Consider the following 19,429-nt stretch of genomic DNA (forward strand, 5'->3'; position numbering starts at 1 on the left):
CCGGGCACCGTCAGGGTCATGCGACCAACCAGAGTGTATCGGACCGAGAACACGTTCAAAGTGTTCGACTAGATTTGTCACCTCAAGGCCGGAATGTGCGTCATTGTTGCCAGCCAGACTGCCCTGCGATCTCATTGATCGAAGTTCCCGGTGGCAGGGTTGATGTTCCTTGACGCAGTTGACCGCAGATCGACCAATAGACTTCCATGTCACTGACTTCGAGATTCTCGACCACGTCTCCTCCGCCGAGAAACAGCGGAACGCGGTAACCGACACATTGATCGCGGCGCAGCGGCAGTGCACCGGCGTTGGCGGCTGACCACACATCGAAAAAGTCCGACGCCAAGGCTGCGTCTGGGTACTCGATGAGTTCTTCCTCGTGTAACCCGGTGAAAGGCACAGGGATCTCCAGGGCTTCGCCGGTGCCCGGTTCAAGGAGCAATATCTGGGGCTGCCCTGCAGTCAGGCGGCCTGAGTCAACTGCGAACTGTCTCCCGAGCCAGTCGTAGCCCACCGGGCAAACCCTCGAGGCGAAATCCGGGAATTCGTTGGCGATCAGGGTGAAAGCCAAGGGGCCACTGCGATCGTCATGAACCCGGTACAGCCCGTTCCCGAAGGAAGCCCCGGAAAACTCTGCTGCGAACTCGGCGTAGCCCTCGACCTGGACCAGCCTCTCGTCCTCCCAGACCGCGCCGGCCTTAGGCGTGTCCCTCAGTGGGCCATACACTGCCCGAAAACGTTCAAACATTAAGAGAGCCTCTCAAAAGATCGGTGCCGCGATGGTCGTCGAAATGCCCTCATGTCACAAGTAGTATCCGCCCGGTCACCGCACTACACGACGATGTCGATGAACCGGGCTGGGACCCTGTCAGCGAGCCACACCAATTCGTTGCCTCGATAGAAGGTAGTCCCACCTGAGGCTGCCGCTGCGGTATCGATTGTGAGGATGAGCGGGGTGGAACTCTTGCGTCGCCCCACCAACGTAGCAGTCTCACGGTCAACGGACATATGCACGAACTGGCGTCGCATCGGCAGCAACCCATCGGCCTGGATCAAGGTCCAGGTTTCCGGCGCGGTCCCGTGAAACAAGCGAGCCGGCGGGCTGGCTGGATCCTTCTGTATGCGGGCAGGCACAGAGTGGCCGTACAGCGCTCGGATGCGACGACCGTCAAGTTCGTGACGACGCTTGGAGGCAGTAGTGATCATATTTTCCAAGGAGGCGCGATCGACCGAAACCCAGTCACCGCCCTTTTCACGGAGGGCCAGAAGCAGCTGGTCGATCGGCACCCAGCCCTCCTCATCGAGCTCCAGCTCGTACAGCCAAGGTTCATGACGGAGGGCATGGGAGACAACTCGGCTGAGGTCGGCATCGCTTATCGTCACGAAACCACTTCCTCCCATATCCGTTCGGCAACCCTAGTACCGGCTCGAAAGGCGTACGCGGTTTGCCGCAAGTCACGAAGTCCCGAATCATCTGCTGACCCATTTGCCACTGGGTGCGGCCGAGCTGTCGCCTCTGTCTGACTGCTCATCTGGGACCACGACCTCGCTATGCGTCTTCGATGTGGTTCGATGGACAAGGGTCCCTCAATATCAGAATTCGAGCATGTCATCTACGGCTGCATGCAGCCACTTTGAAAAATCTTCAAAATCACGCCGCTGTTCCCAGCCCGGTGAAGCAAAGTCGTGGATTATTGAGACTCTCCCGCTATCTAGGTCCCAGCAGGCACAGTCGTCGTTGTCAGTTCTCTTTGCGAACAGGACTAGGTTTCTCGATGAGTACCGTTCGCGCAACCCGCGTTGCAGCCCGCGAAGCAGGTCACCTGTCAAGATCCACCAGGGCTCGATCTCAAACAAGCCTATGTCTACAAGTCGCAGGAACTCCCGCGGATATGTAAAGCCGGGTGGCAAATCATCGTCGGCCAAGAGTGGAGAAGACACTAGTTACCTGTCCAAGCGGTTATTGGCGAGCCGAAGGCATACCTGTTTCTTTAGAGGGCGTTCCATTTCCCTATTCGCAACAATACAAGCCTCTCCCCAAGTGCCAGGCTGACCCTTCGGCGTTGTGAATCGAAGGACCATTTCGGACGGCAGTGGATCGTCGAATGATCGAACATTTGCGCGGACAGGACACTGTGCCGCATCTTGACGGCGTCAATTGCATCTCCGGCCCATCCGTTGGATCTCATGCTTTAGGCGGTCCAGTGCCGTTTGCCGTGCGGTACCGAGTTCGGGACACTGGTTGGGAAAAAGCATGCGCGGACCGGCGTTCCAGCCAGGCCTCGAGGACAGCGATCCTTTCCACCACGTGGCCGTGGCTGGCCAGGGCAAGGCGCACGCAGTCGGCCGGGTGCAGGAGCATCCAAAGCAAGGCCAGGTTCCCGGCGGAGCACAGCGCCATGGTGACCATTCCCCACCCTCCCTCGGGCCACGGCAGCACGGCTCCCGGCAGCCCGGCGAGGAAGCGCGCAATTGCGGCGATCGCCCCGGCACACACCGCGGCTGCCCACAGGAAGACGGTTGCCGCGCCCTCATGGACCGCCAGCACGGGCACCGCCAGCGTTCCGAAGACCGTCACGGGCGCGACGAACGGTGCCATGACGACGTTCGCCAGCAGGGAAAAGACCGTGAACTGCGGCTGCAGTCCCACAATGACGGGCGCGCAGAACAACTGCGCGGACAGAGGCACAGCCAAGGCTGCCCCGACGGGCCGGGGCAACCACTCCGGCGCCCTGGCCATGAGCGGCCGGGCCAGCAGGACGATCCCCAGGGTGGCGAGGACCGAGAGCAGGAAACCAGGGCTGCCGGCCAAGGACGGCTCGCCAACGATGAGCACCGCGACGGCAAGGCAAAGAAATCCCAGGCTGCGCCCCGGCCGCCCGCTGCTGATCGCAAGCAGACCAATCCCGCCCATAACAGCGGCCCGAAGCACGCTCGGTTCCGGCCCGACCAGCCACACAAAGCCACCAAGGCCGCCCAGCGCCACGGCAGCCGCCGCTGCCCGGCCGAGACGGCAACTCCTGGCCAGGACAATCAGCAACCCCAGGATCAGGCTGCAGTTCGCTCCACTCACCGCGGTCAGATGCGTCGTGCCCGTGTCTCGCATGGCCGCGACAAGTCCTTCGTCCATGCCCTCCGTATCGCCGATGACCATTCCCGGCAGCAGGCCGGCCGGATCGCCCCCGGGTTGAGCCGCGGCGCCTCGGTATCGCTCCCTCATCGCTGCTGCCCAATCCGGCACCGTCCCCGGTCCGGCACCAGGAAATTCACGGGTGGCAGCTCGGGCCGTGTGTTGCAGGCTGCCTTGTGCAGGCAGAGGCCGGGTGCTCGCGGTAAAGACGGCCGTTTCCACCTGTCCGGGGCGGGCCGGCACGAGCTTTCCGGCAGCCCGGATCTGCTCTCCGGTCCGGGGCTCCCGCCAACCGGCGCCGCCTACCACCAAAATCCGGGTGGCCGGACGGTAGAGCTTGCCGTCCGCGGCGAGTTCCAGCAATTCGGCGCTAAGGATCCAGCGTTCGGCCCTTCCGCCTCCGGCGCGGACTTCCTTGGCTTCACCGGTGACCACGAGGTTCGCGAGGGCGGTGCCGCCTGGTCCGCCTGTGACGGGAAGGCTTGATCGGGCAGCGGACACGGTCAATGTATGCGCCGCTGCCGCGGCACCCAGGAGGCACGCCAGCGACAATGCGGCTGCCAGGCTACGGCGCCCCGTACGGGGCGTCCGGCCGGCACGCAGCCGCCTGCCGGTCCGCACCGTACCCAGGTTCCTGGCCGTCCGCAGGGCTGGCGTCCGCCGGCCGACCACGAGCAGCAACACCGCGCCGGCAAGCAGGAACACCGCGACCCCGCTCGTCCAAGCCGGGGGCAGGTGGTTGCCGGCCAAGGCGGCAGTCCATGCCAACACTGCGGAGGGCACGAGCCGCAGGTCCAGCCGCGGTCCCGGATCGCTGGCGACACGGACGTCGTCGCCGTGTGCCTCGTTCCCGGTTCCGGGGCCGTGCGGCGGCCTGCGGCCGGACATCAGATGGTCACCAAGGGAAGGAGCGCTTCGAGCATCTTGGGCCCCACGCCCTCCACGGCGTCGAGTTCTTCGACGGCTGCGAATGGTCCGTGCTCTTCCCGCCAGGCCACGATCCGCTCGGCCAGGACCGGACCGACCCTGGGCAGCTCGTCCAACTCCCCGGCGGAGGCGGTGTTGATGTTGATCTTGGCGCCCGCTGCGGTGCCGTTGCCGGACCCGGTGGCAGTTGCCCCGGCCCCTCCGGCGCCACCTTCTGCAGTTGGAGGCGGCTCCCCCGCCCGTGGAACCTGGATCTTTGCGCCGTCCTGGACCACCGCGGCCAGGTTGAGACTGTCCAAGGACGATCCGGCGGCCGCGCCTCCCGCCGCCGAGATGGCCTCGAAGACCCGGGAGCCCGCGGGCAGGCTGACTATGCCCGGCTTCTTCACGGCGCCGGCCACGTGGACCACGATGAGGGCTGCCCCGGGGGCCTCCGGGCCGGGACCTTCGCCTGTCGGAGCAGGACCCGGAACAGTTGCTGGCGTCCCGTCGGCCGAGCCCAGCTGCTCGGCGGGTGGCCGTCCGGCCCAGGCCTGCCAGCCGATCCAGGCGGCCAGCAGCACAGCCGGAAGCAGGAGCAGCGCCGGCACCCGCCAAGGAACCCGCCAGCGGAAGCGGACGGCCCGGCCGGGCTGCCCGCCTTCCCAGTCCGGCTCCTCCAGTGCGGAGTAACTCGTTTCCCGCCCCGGCAGCAGGAGCGCTTCTCCCGGCTCGGAGGGCGCCGGGGACTCCCCGGGGGCGGCTGTCTCCCGAAGCGCCGCATCCTCTTCCATGATGCCCAGGCGGGATTTCAACCGGTGCCTGGCTGCGCGCGCAGCATCGCCGACTAGCGGGTCTCGGTTCCGGCGCGGCATGACTCCGAGCCTAGGTTCCGTCAGGCAGCCCAGCCGCCGCCTGCGGGTGCTATGTGGAAAGCCCCGCCCCGGCGGAGCCTGTTGAGGAACAGAGCTACTGCTCCGGAACGACCGAGCCCGGGGTGCTGCTTTCGCCGACGATCACGGCAAGAACGCCCAGGCCCGCGTGGGCACCGAGCACCGCCGGCAGGGCACTGAGCTGCGCTTTCGGCGTACCCGAGCACAGGGCTGCGAGCCGTCCGGCCAGGCCCTCCGCCTCGGCGAGGTTCCCGAAATGGTGGACCGCCAGCCTGGCCTCTCCTGCCGGCCGGGCCGCGACGTCTGCGGCGACGATCTCTTCGAGCCGGGCAACGGCCTTCGCGGCGGAGCGGACCTTTTCGAGCGGGACGATCCGGCCGCCGTCGACTGCCAGGATCGGCTTGATGGCGAGCATGGTGCCCAGCAGCGAAGCCGCCGCACCGATCCGCCCGCCCCGGCGCAGTTGCTCAAGGCTGGGCACATAGAAGTAGACCTTGGTGCGGCGGAGCCGTTCCTCCGCAAAGTCGCGCACTTCCGCCGCGGAGCGGCCCGCGGCCGCCGCCAGGAGGGCGCTTTGCACGCCCATTCCCTGGGCCATTCCGACCGTGCGGGAATCGAGGACTTCCACCGGGATCGGAACCCGGCCGGCAGCAAGCTTCGCGGCGTCGACAGTTCCGGAGAGCTCGGCCGAGATATGGATGGACACGACCGACTCGAATCCGCGGGTAGCCGCGGCCAGGTACGCCTGTTCGAACTGCCCGGGCGAGGGCCTGGACGTCTTCACGGCCGACCCCGAGGCCAGCGCCAGGGCCAGGGTGGTGGTGATGTCGTCCTCGCCTTCGCCGAAGATTTCCTCGCCCACCATCACGGGCATCGGAACCACGGCCAGCCGGCCGTCGGCGACAAAGGCCTTCACCCAGTCGGCGGGTAGCGCCGCGGCGGAATCGGTCACGACGGCGGTACGTACGACGGCGGGCGCCGCAGCCGGGGCGCGGCCCGGCGTCGTCGACTGCCGCAGCCGGGGCAGTCGCTGTTTGAGCCACAGCCAGGCAGGCGGTTCGCGGTCCGGCAAGGGCACCTCCTGGACGGGTCAGCGCTGGAAGCGCGGCAGGCTGGGTGATGAAAAGGCCGCCGGCCGGAAGCCGGCGGCCTTCCCGGCTAAGCCGGGACGATGTTCACCAGTTTGGGGGCCCGCACGATCACCGTACGGATACCACGCCCATCGAGTGCACGTTGCACGTTTTCGCTGGCCAGTGCCAGTTCGCGCAGAGCGTCCTCCGCAATGTCCGGAGAGACCTCGAGGCGGTCGCGGACCTTGCCCTGAACCTGGACCACCGCGGTGACCGTTTCCTGGACCAGCAGCGAGTCGTCGTGGACCGGCCAGCCGGCGTTTGCCACCGAGGCCGGGTGGCCCAACTGGTTCCAGAGGTCTTCGGCGGTGTACGGGGCGAAGAGGCTCAGGATGACGGCAACGGCCTCGACGGCTTCGCGGACGGCAGGATCCGCCCCGCCGGCTCCGGAGTCGATGGTCTTGCGGGTGGCGTTCACCAGCTCCATCAGCTTGGCCACGACGACGTTGAACTTGTTGTTGTCCAACAGTTCCGCTGCTTCGGCGATGGTGCGGTGGGTCACGGAGCGCAGGGCACGGTCGCCGCCGGAGAAGTCGACGCCGGGGGCGCTGCCGACGTCCTGGCCGAGGCGCCAGGCACGCGCCAGGAACTTCGCCGAACCGGCGGGCGAAACGTCCGCCCAGTCGACGTCGTCCTCCGGTGGGGAGGCGAACACCATGGTCAGGCGCACGGCGTCCACACCGAACTTGTCCAGCTGCTCGCCAAGGTCCACGCCATTGCCCAGGGACTTGCTCATGGCCTTGCCGCCGTTGAGCACCTGGCCCTGGTTCAGCAGAGCACTGAACGGTTCGTCCGCGTCCAGCAGGCCCATGTCGTGCACGACCTTGGTGAAGAAGCGGGCGTAGAGCAGGTGCAGGATGGCATGCTCGACGCCGCCCACGTACTGGCCGACCGGCATCCATTCGTTGATCTTCGCCGGGTCGAAGGGACCTTCGGTGAAGTGCGGCGAGACGAAGCGCAGGAAGTACCAGGAGGAGTCCACGAAGGTGTCCATGGTATCCGTGTCGCGCTGCGCAGCCCGGCCGCAGTTGGGGCATTCCACGTTGACCCATTCCAAGGCGGCGGCCAGCGGGGAGGTTCCCCTCGGGGCCAACGCCTCGCCGCGCAGGTCCTCCGGCAGCGTGACGGGCAGCTGCTCGTCCGGGACCGGAACTTCGCCGCATTCGGCGCAGTGGATGATCGGGATCGGAGTGCCCCAGAAGCGCTGGCGGCTCAGCAGCCAGTCGCGGAGGCGGAAGTTCACGAACTTTTCGCCCGTGCCGAGCTTCTCCAGGATCTCGATCGCCGCGGGGATGGCCTCTGCCTTGGACAGGCCGTCCAGATCGCCGGAGTTCTTCAGGGTGCCTTCCCCGGAGGTGGCGATGCCGCTTTCCGCCGGGTCCTCGGCGCCGGTGTCCAGGACGGCCCGGACCGGCAGGCCGAAGGCCTTGGCGAAGTCGAGGTCGCGCTGGTCGTGCGCGGGAACGGCCATGATGGCGCCGGTGCCGTAGTCGGCCAGGACGTAGTCCGCGGCCCAGACGGGCAGCTTCTCGCCGTTGAGCGGGTTGATCGCGTAGCGGCCCGTGAAGACGCCGGTCTTTTCGCGTTCGGTGGACTGGCGCTCGATTTCGGAGAGTGCCTTGACCTTTTCGCGGTAGGCCATGAGCTCGTCGTGCTGCTCCGGGGTGACCAGGTCCAGGGCGAGGTGGGCGTCGGCCGCGACGACGAAGAACGTTGCCCCGTACAGGGTGTCCGGACGGGTGGTGAAGACCGTGACTTCCTTTTCGGGACGCCCGCCGGCGGCTTCGATGACGAAGCGCACGTGGGCGCCCTCGGAGCGGCCGATCCAGTTGCGCTGCATGGCCAGGACACGCTCGGGCCAGTGCCCCTGCAGTTCGGACATGTCATCCAGCAGGCGGTCGGCGTATTCGGTGATCTTGAAGTACCACTGGTTCAGGGACTTCTTGGTGACCGGGGTGCCGCAGCGCTCGCAGGCACCGTTGACGACCTGCTCGTTCGCCAGCACGGTCAGGTCCTTGGGGCACCAGTTGACCGGGGAGTCCTTGCGGTAGGCCAGGCCGCGCTCGTAGAAGCGCTTGAACAGCCACTGGGTCCAGCGGTAGTACTCGGGGTCCGAGGTGTGCAGGCGGCGGGACCAGTCGGCGGAGATGGCGTACCGCTTGAAGGAGGCCGCCTGGGTGTCGATGTTGGCGTAGGTCCACTCGCTCGGGTGGGCGTTGCGCTTGATGGCGGCGTTCTCGGCGGGCAGGCCGAAGGAGTCCCAGCCGATCGGGTGCAGGACGTCGTAACCCTTCTGGCGCAGGTACCGCGCGACGACGTCGCCCATGGCGAACGCTTCGGCGTGGCCCATGTGCAGGTCGCCGGAGGGGTACGGGAACATGTCCAGCACGTAGCGACGCTCGCGGGAGCCGTCGTCCGCGGGGGTGAAGACCTTGAGGTCCTCCCACACCTGCGGCCACTTGGCCTCCATCGCGGCGAAGCTGTACACACCCTCTTCGGGGGTGCCCGCCGTGCCTGCCTGTGCTCCGGTTTCGGTCTCCGGGTGAACGCTCACTGCTGCCCTCTTCTGTTCTTCGTTGGCGGTATTGCCTCCTGCTGCAGCCCGGCACATGCCCGGACACACAAAAGCCCCTCGACAAGGAGGGGCGGCCGCTCGGTAATTCCGGTACCGGGCGGCTAGCTAAGCAGAAGGATCGCACGCATACAAACACTCTATCGCACCAATCCCATGGCCTGGGGCAGGGGCCGTTGGCTACGGAGCGTTGAGGGAGGCCGCACTTCGCCCGGGTGTGGTGGCTGCCGCGATGGGCCCCCGGTTGCGAGGGCCCCGCCGCGAGCTTGCGAGCGGTGGGAGCAGCCGGGGACGGGCGGGGCAAGTGCGGCCTCCCTCAACGGAGGCTGGTACTACCTAACGTCCTCGTCCACCCAGTCCATGGACTTGGTGACGGCCTTCTTCCACAGGCGCAGCTGCCGTTCCTGCTCTTCCACGGGAAGCTGCGGCTCCCAGCGCTTGTCCTCGCCCCAGTTCGCGGACAGCTCGCCGAGGTCCTTCCAGAAGCCGACGGCGAGGCCGGCCGCGTAGGCGGCGCCGAGAGCCGTGGTTTCCACGACTTTCGGACGGACGACGGGAACGCCCAGGATGTCCGCCTGGAACTGCATGAGCGCCTCGTTGGCGACCATGCCGCCGTCGACCTTCAGCTCGGTGAGCGGAACACCGGAGTCGGCGTTGACGGCGTCGAGCACCTCGCGGGTCTGGAAGGCGGTGGCCTCCAGGGCCGCACGGGCGATGTGCCCCTTGTTGGCGAAGCGGGTCAGGCCAACGATGGCGCCGCGGGCGTCGGCCCGCCAGTAGGGGGCGAACAGGCCGGAGAAGGCCGGGACAATGTACACGCCGCCGTTGTCCTGGACTCCTGCGGCCAGGGTCTCGACCTCCGGGGCGGTGGAAATCATGCCCAGGTTGTCGCGCAGCCATTGGATCAGGGAACCGGTGACGGCGATGGAGCCTTCCAGGGCGTAGTGCGGCTTGGCGTCGCCCAGCTTGTACCCGAGGGTGGTCAGCAATCCGTTCTTCGAGTGGACGATTTCCTCGCCGGTGTTGAAGATCAGGAAGCAGCCGGTGCCGTAGGTGTTCTTCGCCTCGCCGGGCTGGAAGGCGGCCTGGCCGAAGGTGGCGGCCTGCTGGTCGCCGAGGATGCCGGACACCGGCACCTCCCGGAGCAGCTGGGAGCTGTGCACCTGCCCGTACACCTCCGAGGAGGAGAGGATGGCCGGCATCATGGAGGCCGGAACACCGAAGGCGTCCAGGATCTCCTGGTCCCACTGCAGGGTTTCCAGGTCCATGAACATGGTGCGCGAGGCGTTGGTGACGTCCGTGGCGTGCACGCCGCCGTCGGGGCCGCCGGTCAGGTTCCAAAGCACCCAGGCGTCGGTGTTGCCGAAGATGAGGTCCCCGGCTTCGGCCCTGGCGCGGGCACCTTCGACGTTGTCCAGGATCCATTTGATCTTGGTGCCGGAGAAGTAGGTTGCCAGGGGCAGGCCCACCTTCTGCTTGAAGCGCTCCACTCCCCCGTCGGCGGCCAGTTCGTCCACGATCGCCTGCGTCCGGGTGTCCTGCCAGACGATGGCGTTGTAGACCGGCTCGCCCGTGTTCTTGTCCCAGACGACGGCGGTCTCGCGCTGGTTGGTGATGCCGACGGCGGCGATGTCGTGGCGCGTCAGGCTCGCCTTGGATAGCGCGGAGCCGATGACTTCCCGCACGTTGTCCCAGATTTCCGCGGGGTTGTGCTCCACCCAGCCGGCCTGCGGGAAGATCTGCTCGTGCTCCATCTGGCCGGTGGAAACGATGTTGCCCGTGTGGTCGAACACGATGGCACGCGAGCTGGTGGTGCCCTGGTCAATGGCGATTACGTACTGGTTCACGATGACGTCCTTGTCTTTCCGGTTCTGTTCTGTCTGGTGTGCTTGGAGATTACTTGGCCGCGGTGGCAATGATGGGAACCCAGAGCGCAACAAGGCCGGCGAAGGTGCCGCCGATCAGCGGGCCCACAACGGGAACCCAGGAGTAGGCCCAGTCGCTGGAGCCCTTGCCCTTGATGGGCAGGATGGCGTGGGCGATGCGCGGGCCGAGGTCACGGGCAGGGTTGATCGCGTAGCCGGTGGGGCCGCCCAGGGAGACGCCGATGCCGACAACCAGCAGCGCCACGGCCAGCGGCCCCAGGCCGGAGGGGGTGCCGCCGAAGGTCAGGATGACGAAGACCAGCACGAAGGTGCCGATGACTTCGGTGACCAGGTTCCACGGCACGGTTCGGATGGCCGGGCCCGTGGAGAAGACGCCCAGCTTGTTGGCGGCCATCGGTTCGGCGTCGAAATGCTGTTTATGGGCCAGCCAGCAAACCACCGCACCGAGGAGGGCGCCGAGCAGTTCGCCGCCGAAATACGTCAGTGTGGAGGCGAAGTCCACCGCGACGCCCGGAGCGTACTCGGCCTTGCCGTTCACCAACAGGCCGAGGGTGACGGCGGGATTAAGGTGGGCGCCGGACTTGGCGGCCACGAAGACGCCCGCGAACACGGCGATGCCCCACCCCCAGGTGACCATCAGGAACCCGCCACTGTTGCCCTTCGTCCCCTTCAGCGCCACGTTGGCCACGACGCCGCAGCCCAGCAGGGTCAGCATCGCCGTGCCGAATACTTCGGACAGGAAAACAATTCCAAGAGACATCTTTGACTCCTCATTCTTACTGATGCGGGCCCCGCGGGTTCCGGGGGCCGCGCATTCCTTTAGTACCGGCCGGCGGGGTGCAACCGGCCGGCGGCGGGGGTGTCGTGCAGCACGGTTCCCCCGCCCGGGTTCCCGCGCCGGGTGGGCGGGAACCACATTCCACGTTCCGGCGTCAGGACACGAGGCTGTGCACCGTGACCCTGTGGAAGCGCTGGAGCACGTCCTGGGCGTGCCGGATTTCGTCGGCCTTGCGGGCCTCGGCCCAGCCCAGCGGACCGGCCAGGACCTCGGCCAGTTCGTTCAGCAGTTCCCCTGTGACGAGTCCGCGGAAGGCCAGCGAGGTTCGCCGGATCAGCACGTCCACGAGGTGGCCGATCTGCTCATGCCCCGCCATGTACTGCAGCTCGCGCACGCTCAGTTCGTGGGTGGAGCGCAGCAGTTCATCGTCGCCGGCCTTCAGGTAGCCCAGCACGTCTTCGGCGCGGGTACCGTAGCGGGCCAGGAGGTCCGCCACCCGTTCGGCACCGAAGCCGGCAGACATGTGCCGCTTGATCCACTCCTGCACGCTTTCCTCGGTGGAGGGGAAGCCGGCGCCGCCCCCGATGGCGAGTTTCGCCGTCGAGACTTTGCGGTCCACCTTCAGTTCGGCCAGCACCTCGTTGCTGAGGTGTTCGGCCAGCGCTCGGAAGGTGGTCCACTTGCCGCCCACCAGGGAGAGGACGACGGCGGAACCCGCCCCACCCGGGACGCTCCGCTCGATGCGGTAATCGCGGGAGACGAAGCCCGGCTGGGTGTCGTCATGGCGGGGCAGCGGCCGGACGCCGGAGAAGCTGTAGACAATCTGGCTGCGTTCGACCTTGATGGCCGGGAAGACATTTCCGACCAGTTCGAAGAAGTAGTCGATCTCTCCTTCGGTGCAGACGGCGTCCTCTGCCATATCCGCATCGACGTCTGTGGTTCCCACCAGGACCCGGTCGCCCATCGGGTAGATCAGCACGATCCGCCCGTCCGTGTGCTCGAAGAAGATTTCCCGGCCCTTGCACGCTGCCAGCAGTTCCGGGTGGTCCAGCACGATGTGCGAGCCCTTGGTGCCGCCCATGAAGGTGCTCGGCTGGCCCAGCGCGTTGTTCGTCAGGTCCACCCAGGCGCCGGTGGTGTTGACGATGACGTCGGCCCGGAAGGTAAACTCCTCGCCGGTGAGTTCGTCGCGTAGCCGCGCTTCGCCGTCGGCCATCGAGACGAGCGAGATGTAGTTGCTGGCCCTCGCGGAGCCACCGCTGAGGGCGCTGCCGGCGCCGGCCTGAGCGCCGTCCTGCAGCACGTCGAGCGTGAGCCGCTCCGGGTTGTGGACCGAGGCATCGAAGTAGGTGGCGGTGTACTTCACCTTGGGATCCAGCGCGGGCAGTTCGGCCAGTGCTGCGTCCCGGCCGCGGAACTGGTGGCGCGGGACGCTGCCGCCGTCCCGGGAGAAAGAGTCGTACAGGCTCAGGCCGAGCTTGATGAGGAAGGCGCCCCGCTCCTTCGGCTTGCCCTGCTTGTGGGTCAGGAAGCGCAGCGGAGCGGACAGGACGCCGGAGAAAGTGCTGAAGATCGGGATGGTGGTCTGCAGCGGCTTGACGTAGTGCGGGGCGATCTTCAGCAGGCGGTTGCGTTCGACGACGGACTCGCGCACCAGCCGGAACTCGCCGTTCTCGAGGTAGCGGATGCCGCCATGGATCATGTGCGAGGAGGCACCGCTGGCCCCCTGGCAGAAATCCCCGCGTTCGACAAGGGCAACGTCCACGCCCTGCAGGGCCAGGTCACGGAAGGTGCCGACGCCGTTGATGCCGCCGCCGATGATCAGTACCCGGGCGTGCGGGCGGCTGCGCAACGCTGCTGCCGAGGCCCGCACGTTTGCTGCGGAAGGGGTGTTCGTGGTGTGTCCCAAAACTGCTCTCCTGGGGCTTGGGGTCGTGCGCCGCATCACGCCGGACGCATCTTGCACACCCATTCTTTGGAATAGTGGAAAATGGAATCAAGCTATTTGCACAAACGTGCAGAAAGGAGTTGGGGTGCCACGATCACGACACTCGGACGCGCTCCGGGCAGCACAGATGTACTACCTGCAGGACCTCACGATGGACGCAATTGCACGGGAACTACGGACCTCCCGTTCGACCGTTTCGCGGCTGCTGTCCTCCGCCCGCGACTCCGGCCTGGTGCAGATCCAGATCCGCAGCCCCCTGGATTCGGCCCCGGAACTGGAGCGTTTGATCCGCGGGCAATACGACGTGGATGTCCATGTGGTCCCGGTGCTGGACACCCTGAACGAGGCCGAGACGCTGGAGCGGGTGGCGATGCAGGCCGCCCGGACGATCGGCCCCCTGGTGGATTCGAACGCGATCATCGGCGTCGCCTGGGGTGCCACGATCAGCGCCGTAAGCCGGCACCTGACCCGCAAGATCACCCACGACAGCGTCGTGGTCCAGCTCAACGGGGCCGGCAACATGCAGACCACAGGCATCACTTACGCGAGCGACATCATGCGCCGCTTCGGCATCGCCTACGGCGCCCGGGTGGAGCAGTTCCCCGTGCCCGCGTTCTTCGACCATGCCTCCACGAAGACCGCGATGTGGAAGGAGCGCAGCGTGCGGCGGGTGCTTGACCTCCAGGACCGGATGAGCATCGCGATCTTCGGTGTCGGCTCCATCGATTCCTCCTACCCAAGCCATGTCTATGCGGGCGGGTACCTGGACGAGGAGGACCTCAAAGTGCTTGCCCGCTCGGATGTGGTGGGCGACGTCGCCACCGTGTTCTTCCGCGCAGACGGCTCCTCGGACGGGATCACACTGAACGAAAGGAGCACCGGTCCCAGCCACGAACAGCTACGCGAGGTGCGGCGCCGCATCTGCGTTGTATCCGGCGCTTCCAAGATCGACGGCCTGCGAGGGGCGCTCGCGGCACGGCTCGCGACGGAGCTCATCGTGGACGAGGCCACGGCGCGGCGGCTGGTGAGCTTCGGTGGCTCCGCGTGAGCCGGGTAGATAGGTAGAGTCTTTGCTATGAAACCCTCGCCGCGGCTCAGCCTCAACAACGGTGTCCAGATCGACCAGCTGGGGTTCGGTCTGTTCAAGGTACCCCCGGCGGACGCCGCCGGGCTGGTGTCCACGGCAATTGGCGCCGGATACCGGCACTTTGATACCGCGGCGATCTACGGCAATGAAACCGGAGTAGGCAAGGGAATCGGCGCTGCGCTCGGCCCGTCAGAGGGCCCGGAAGGCACGGGCGGTTCGGGAGAGGAATTCCACTCCCTCACCCGCAACGACATCTTCGTCACAACCAAGCTGTGGAACGACGACCAAGGCTACGACTCCACGCTGCGCGCCTTCGACGAATCAATGGCGCGGCTCGGACTGGACCACGTGGATCTCTACCTGATCCACTGGCCATGCGCCGCCCGCGGGCTGTTCCAGGAAAGCTACAAGGCCATGGAGACCCTGTACCGTGAGGGCCGCGTCCGGGCCATCGGCGTCTCCAATTTCCAGGCCGCGCACCTGGAAACCCTGATGGCGTCGGCGGAAGTGGTGCCGGCAGTCAACCAGATCGAACTGCACCCGTGGCTGCAGCAGGGCAAGCTCCGGGCCCTGCACGATCAACTCGGTATCCGCACCGAGGCCTGGAGCCCCCTGGGCCGGGGTCACGTACTGGCGGACCCGGCCATCCTGGCGCTCGCAGAGAAGCACGGCAGGACGCCAGCCCAGATCGTCATCCGCTGGCACCTGCAACTGGGCAACATCGTCATCCCCAAGGCGAGTTCCGGCGCCCGCATCGAGGAAAACTTCAGGGTGTTCGACTTCGAACTGCCGGCCGAAGACATGGACGGGCTGGCCTCCCTCGAACGCCACCACCGCTTGGGCTCGCACCCGGACAGTGTCAACTAAGACCTCCCTCAACTAGACCCCGCATTAGGACCACACGCATGGAACAACTGGACACCGGCCGCTCCGGCCCCGCACCGGACCCGCAGGCGGCGTTCTTCAGCCCATCCCTCGCCGGACGGACCCGCGCCTCGGACCTGGAGCTCGACGGCGGCACGGTCGCCTACTGGTCCTACGAGCCTGTCGACGCCACGCCGGCCACCCGTACCATCCTGGTGATCCACGGATTCCGCGGCGACCACCACGGTCTGCTCCGGGTGGTGGACATGCTGCCGGAGATGCGCGTGATCGTCCCGGATCTTCCCGGGTTCGGCAGCTCGGACGCCTTTGTCCGGGGCGAACACACCGTGGAGCGCTACGGAGAGTTCATAGCCGACTTCATGGACGCACTGGGCCTCGGTCCGGAAACCGTGCTGCTGGGGCATTCCTTCGGCTCCATCATCGCCAGCCATTTCACCGCGGACCACCCCGGCGCTGTAACTCCGCTTGTACTGGTCAACCCCATCGCCTCCCCCGCGTTGGAAGGCCCCAAGGGCCTCATGACCAAGCTCGCGGTGTTCTATTACCAGCTGTCCGCGAAACTGCCGCGCCGGCTGGGCCTGGCTCTCCTGCGGAACCGGCTGATCGTGCGCGTGATGAGCGAAACAATGGCCAAGACACGCGACAAGCAGTTGCGTGGGTTCGTCCACGACCAGCACGACGCGTACTTCTCCGCCTTCGCGGACCGGAACAGCCTCCTCGAATCCTTCAAAGCCTCAGTCTCGAGCCACGTGGCCGAGGCGGCGCCCCGGCTGCAGCTGCCGGTCCTGCTCATCGCCGGCGAGAAGGATGAGATCGCCACCCTGCCGGCCCAGCACAAACTGCTGGAAATGCTGCCGGACGGCCGGCTCGTGGTGATTCCCGGCGTCGGGCATTTGATCCACTACGAGACGCCGGAACCTGCAGCAGCCGCCATCCGCACCTTCCTGGAGGAACATCCCGCGTGAAAATCGTCATCGACGCCCGATTTACCCGGACCGACCATCACGACGGGATCAGCCGCTACGGTTCAAGCCTCATCGCGGCCACCGCCAGGATCGCCGACGTGACGATGCTGATCAGCGACACACGGCAGCTCGCCCTGCTGCCGGACGTGCCCCATGTGCTCGTCAACAGCCCCCTGTCGCCGATGGAGCTTTTCGTGGCCCGGGAGGTCAACAAGCTCGGGGCCGACGTGGTGGTCTGCCCAATGCAGACGATGGGCACGCTCGGCCGCAAGTACGGGCTTGTCCTGACCCTCCACGACCTCATCTACTACGAGCACCCCGCGCCTCCCGGTTTCCTTCCCGCGCCCGTGCGGCTGCTATGGCGCCTGTACCACAAGGCCTTCTGGCCGCAGCGAGTGCTGCTGAACCGGGCGGACATCGTGGCCACCATCAGCCACACCACGGAGGCTTTGATGGCCAAATACCGCCTGACCAAGCGGCCGGTGCGGATCGTCGGCAACGCGCCGCAGCCGGGGCAGCAGCCGCGGGACCCGGAAGACGGCGCCGACAAGTCCCTGCTCTACATGGGCTCCTTCATGCCGTACAAGAACGTGGAAACCATGATCCGCGGAATGGCCGGGCTTCCCGAATTCACCCTGCATCTGCTCAGCCGCATCACCCCGCAGCGCCGGGCCGAGCTGGAAGCACTGGTGCCTGCCGGCGCGGACGTCCGCTTCCACAACGGCGTCACGGACGAGGAGTACAACGCCCTGCTGGCCAGGGCGACCGCCCTGGTGAGCCTGTCCCGTGCCGAGGGCTATGGGCTGCCGCTGGTTGAAGCCATGGCCCTGGGCACGCCCGTGATCGCCAGCGACATCCCGATCTTCCGTGAAGTCGGCTCCGACGCCGCCAGCTATGTGGACCCGGATTCGCCCGCCGCGTTCACGGCCGCCGTGCAGGAACTACGGGACAGGCAGTTCTGGCAGAAGCGCTCCCGCCGTTCGGTGGAGCGGGCGGCGGACTTCAGCTGGGAAGATTCGGCCCGGCAACTGCTCTCGGTGGCGGAGGAAATCGTGGCCATGCGCGGCAGGAAGCGCCGCTGAGGCGGGCTTCACCGGACTACAGCACGTCCACGCCGTCGAGCCTGAGCTGCACGGGACCGGCGGTCCGCTTCGCCGCACTCGCGGCTTTGACGGCGCGCATTGCCTTGGTTGCCCGGGCCGCCTGCCCGTAGGGAATGAACAACAAGGTGCGGACGTCGGCTTCCTCGGCCTGGCTGCCTTGGCGGGCGGCCGACACTGAAAGCGGTGAGGGCCCGACGGCGCGCAGCTCCAGGGAGCCTCCGAGCGCGCCTGTGAAATGCACGACGTCGGCGCGCGGGCCGGTGACCGAAGCCACCCGCACCGCGGGGGGCAGTTTCAGCTCCTGGCGCAGTGCCAGCTCCCGGGAGGCAAAGCCGGCCGGATCCCAGCGCAGCAGGGCACCCGTGGCTGTGCTGTCGTCCGCCGTGACCACAACCAGCCCGCCCTCCGAGGCTGGCCGGACCATGGCGGCCGCGTTGAACCAGCGCCGCACGGTGTCCTCACCGGCCCGCAGGTTTTCGCGCCGGAGCAGTGAATCGCCGTCCAGGAGCAGGGCGGCCGCGTAGCCTTGATCCGCCACGGGCTCGGCGCCGATGGTGGCAACCACCAGGGCCGATGACGCACCGACCTTGGCCTTGACCTGGTCGCCCGAAGACGTGACCACCGCTTTCCCGGGGAAGGCACGGCCGAGTTCCTCCGCGGTGCGCAGCACCCCGGCAGCGCCGCGCCGCAGCCGCCTGCCGCTGCAGTGCCGGCATTGCCATTCGGGCGCGGGAGTGGAGCACCACCGGCATTGCGGCGGAGAGGAGGGGCCCGTGATCGCCAGGGGCCCCTGGCAGTTGTTGCAGCGCGCCGGTTCCCGGCAGTCTTCGCATACCAGCGATGGGGCGTAGCCGGCCCGGGCCACCTGCACCAGCACCGGGCCGCGTTCAAGGCCTTCCTTCGCGGCGCGCCACGCGGCACCAGGCAGCCTGGCGATGCGGGCCAAGGGGTCCCGCTCCTGCTCGAAGCTGTCCGCCGTGTTCAGGACCCGCGGCGTCCTGCTGCGGACCACGGGCCGCGGGGCTTCCACAGCGACGGCCCAGCCGGTGCCGACCAGTCGCTGCAGTTCGGTGCTCCTGCTGTGCGCGGCCATCAGGCAGGCCGCGGATTCCTGTTCACTGCGGAGCAGCAGGACCTCGCGGCTGTGGGCGTAAGGTGCGCGCTGGTCGATGTGGAGGTCGTCGCCGTCGTCCCAGCAAACCACCAGGCCAAGGTCCCGCACGGGAGCGTACGCCGCCGAACGGGTACCCACCGCCACCCCGGCGTCGCCGCGGAGCAGCCTCAGGTAGTTCCGGTAGCGGGGCGTCTGGCCGTCCTCGGCGGTAAGCCGCGCGATGTCCGCGGCCGGCAGGACCTCCAGGAGGGCCTCTTCCATGCGGTCGAGATCACGGTGGTCCGGAACCACTACGACGGCGCCCCGGCCCGAAGAGCGCACCGCTGCCACCGCGGCCGCGATCAGCCGTGGCCAGCCGTCCGGGCCGTAACCCTGCACCGCTGTGAGGACGGCGCGCGGAGACCCGCCTGCCGCAAGGTGCTGGAGGAAGGCGGGGCCGTTCCCGTAGGAAGCCCAGCCCCCGGCGGTGTCCGGCCGGGCGGCCTCGAGGTGCGGGCCGTCCGTAGCCGCCTCCGCGGCAACCCCGAAGGGCTCTTCCCCGGCGAGGTAACTTTTCTCCAGGCCGGCAACCCGGGGCGGGATCGCGGTGCGCAGCACGTCGCTGAGGGTTCCGGCATACCGCTCGGCGACTGCGGACGCCAGCACAAGCAGGGACGGTCCCAGCACGGGAACGGCGGAAACCACTTTGAGCAGGGGCACAAGCGCCGGGCCACCCGCGGTGTAACCCTTGCGCTCGAGGATGTACCCGCTCAGTTCCTGGCCGTTGAAGCGCACCTTGACGCGGACGCCGGGCAGCGCGGATTCGGCTAGTTTGGCCGGGACGCTGTAGTCGAAGGGCCTGTCCAGGTGCGGCAGCGGCGACTCAATCAGTACTGCAGCGACGGGATCCACCGCGGCAGCCTCCGGGCCGCCTGCGGGGGGCTGCGCCGGAAATCCCTGCAGCAGGGAGGGCTGGCGTGCGGGGGACCCGGAGCCCGTGGCGAAAGAATCTGCGGCCAGCGGGAACAAACCGTCCTCGCCCATCGTGATCAC

General features: G+C 67.3%; 14 protein-coding genes. 4 read left to right on the top strand and 10 right to left on the bottom strand.

The genetic code is table 11. From position 1 onward, the window contains the following. Positions 1 to 100: 100 nt before the first annotated feature. The 9 genes from ACN9M4_RS10850 to ACN9M4_RS10890 form a co-directional block, all read right to left on the bottom strand. A complete protein-coding gene (locus tag ACN9M4_RS10850; RefSeq protein WP_426297760.1) occupies positions 101 to 748 on the bottom strand; it encodes a T6SS immunity protein Tdi1 domain-containing protein in 648 nt (215 codons plus the stop codon). 83 nt (positions 749 to 831) lie between these two features. Next, on the bottom strand, positions 832 to 1,383 hold the full coding sequence (locus tag ACN9M4_RS10855; protein WP_426297762.1) for an RNA 2'-phosphotransferase: 552 nt from the start codon (positions 1,381 to 1,383) through the stop codon (positions 832 to 834). 802 nt (positions 1,384 to 2,185) lie between these two features. Further along, positions 2,186 to 4,018, bottom strand: coding sequence for a ComEC/Rec2 family competence protein (locus ACN9M4_RS10860; protein WP_426297764.1), 1,833 nt, complete (start codon positions 4,016 to 4,018; stop codon positions 2,186 to 2,188). After that, entirely contained in the window at positions 4,018 to 4,911 is an 894-nt protein-coding gene (locus ACN9M4_RS10865) for a helix-hairpin-helix domain-containing protein (RefSeq protein WP_426297766.1), read from the bottom strand. Before ACN9M4_RS10865 ends, ACN9M4_RS10860 begins: the two co-directional genes overlap by 1 nt. A 94-nt stretch (positions 4,912 to 5,005) precedes the next feature. Beyond that, positions 5,006 to 6,001, bottom strand: coding sequence for a DegV family protein (locus ACN9M4_RS10870; protein ID WP_426297768.1), 996 nt, complete (start codon positions 5,999 to 6,001; stop codon positions 5,006 to 5,008). Positions 6,002 to 6,087: 86 nt separating this feature from the next. Next, complete coding sequence (gene leuS / locus ACN9M4_RS10875) at positions 6,088 to 8,613, bottom strand: leucine--tRNA ligase (protein WP_426297770.1); 2,526 nt, start codon at positions 8,611 to 8,613, stop codon at positions 6,088 to 6,090. A gap of 350 nt (positions 8,614 to 8,963) precedes the next feature. After that, positions 8,964 to 10,478 carry a glycerol kinase GlpK gene (gene glpK / locus ACN9M4_RS10880; RefSeq protein WP_426297772.1) on the bottom strand — a complete coding sequence of 505 codons (1,515 nt, stop codon included), beginning with the start codon at positions 10,476 to 10,478 and terminating at the stop codon, positions 8,964 to 8,966. A 49-nt stretch (positions 10,479 to 10,527) separates the two neighbouring features. Continuing rightward, the gene (locus tag ACN9M4_RS10885) at positions 10,528 to 11,277 is read right to left on the bottom strand and encodes an MIP/aquaporin family protein (RefSeq protein WP_426297774.1); all 750 of its coding nucleotides are present in this window, start codon (positions 11,275 to 11,277) and stop codon (positions 10,528 to 10,530) included. Between the two features lie 172 nt (positions 11,278 to 11,449). Continuing rightward, a complete protein-coding gene (locus ACN9M4_RS10890) occupies positions 11,450 to 13,240 on the bottom strand; it encodes a glycerol-3-phosphate dehydrogenase/oxidase (protein ID WP_426303448.1) in 1,791 nt (596 codons plus the stop codon). Positions 13,241 to 13,328: 88 nt separating this feature from the next. Between ACN9M4_RS10890 and ACN9M4_RS10895 the strand changes: the two genes are divergently transcribed. Genes ACN9M4_RS10895 through ACN9M4_RS10910 form a run of 4 tightly spaced genes read left to right on the top strand, consistent with a single transcriptional unit; the run spans position 13,329 to position 17,262 of the window. Next, positions 13,329 to 14,291 carry a sugar-binding transcriptional regulator gene (locus ACN9M4_RS10895; RefSeq protein ID WP_426297776.1) on the top strand — a complete coding sequence of 321 codons (963 nt, stop codon included), beginning with the start codon at positions 13,329 to 13,331 and terminating at the stop codon, positions 14,289 to 14,291. A 27-nt stretch (positions 14,292 to 14,318) separates the two neighbouring features. Beyond that, positions 14,319 to 15,197: an aldo/keto reductase gene (locus ACN9M4_RS10900; protein WP_426297778.1), complete on the top strand. Its 879-nt coding sequence runs from the start codon at positions 14,319 to 14,321 to the stop codon at positions 15,195 to 15,197. Between the two features lie 38 nt (positions 15,198 to 15,235). Then, positions 15,236 to 16,180: an alpha/beta fold hydrolase gene (locus ACN9M4_RS10905; protein ID WP_426297780.1), complete on the top strand. Its 945-nt coding sequence runs from the start codon at positions 15,236 to 15,238 to the stop codon at positions 16,178 to 16,180. Then, positions 16,177 to 17,262: a glycosyltransferase family 4 protein gene (locus tag ACN9M4_RS10910; protein WP_426297782.1), complete on the top strand. Its 1,086-nt coding sequence runs from the start codon at positions 16,177 to 16,179 to the stop codon at positions 17,260 to 17,262. The genes ACN9M4_RS10905 and ACN9M4_RS10910 overlap by 4 nt, the downstream gene beginning before the upstream one ends. Positions 17,263 to 17,278: 16 nt before the next feature. Here ACN9M4_RS10910 and ACN9M4_RS10915 read toward each other — a convergent pair whose 3' ends face one another. Then, positions 17,279 to 19,420 (bottom strand): primosomal protein N', encoded by a 2,142-nt coding sequence (locus ACN9M4_RS10915; protein WP_426303449.1) that lies wholly within the window; start codon positions 19,418 to 19,420, stop codon positions 17,279 to 17,281. Positions 19,421 to 19,429: the final 9 nt, after the last annotated feature.

Origin of the sequence: Arthrobacter sp. R-11, from assembly GCF_049913155.1 — a bacterium.
Classification (GTDB): Bacteria; Actinomycetota; Actinomycetes; order Actinomycetales; family Micrococcaceae; genus Arthrobacter.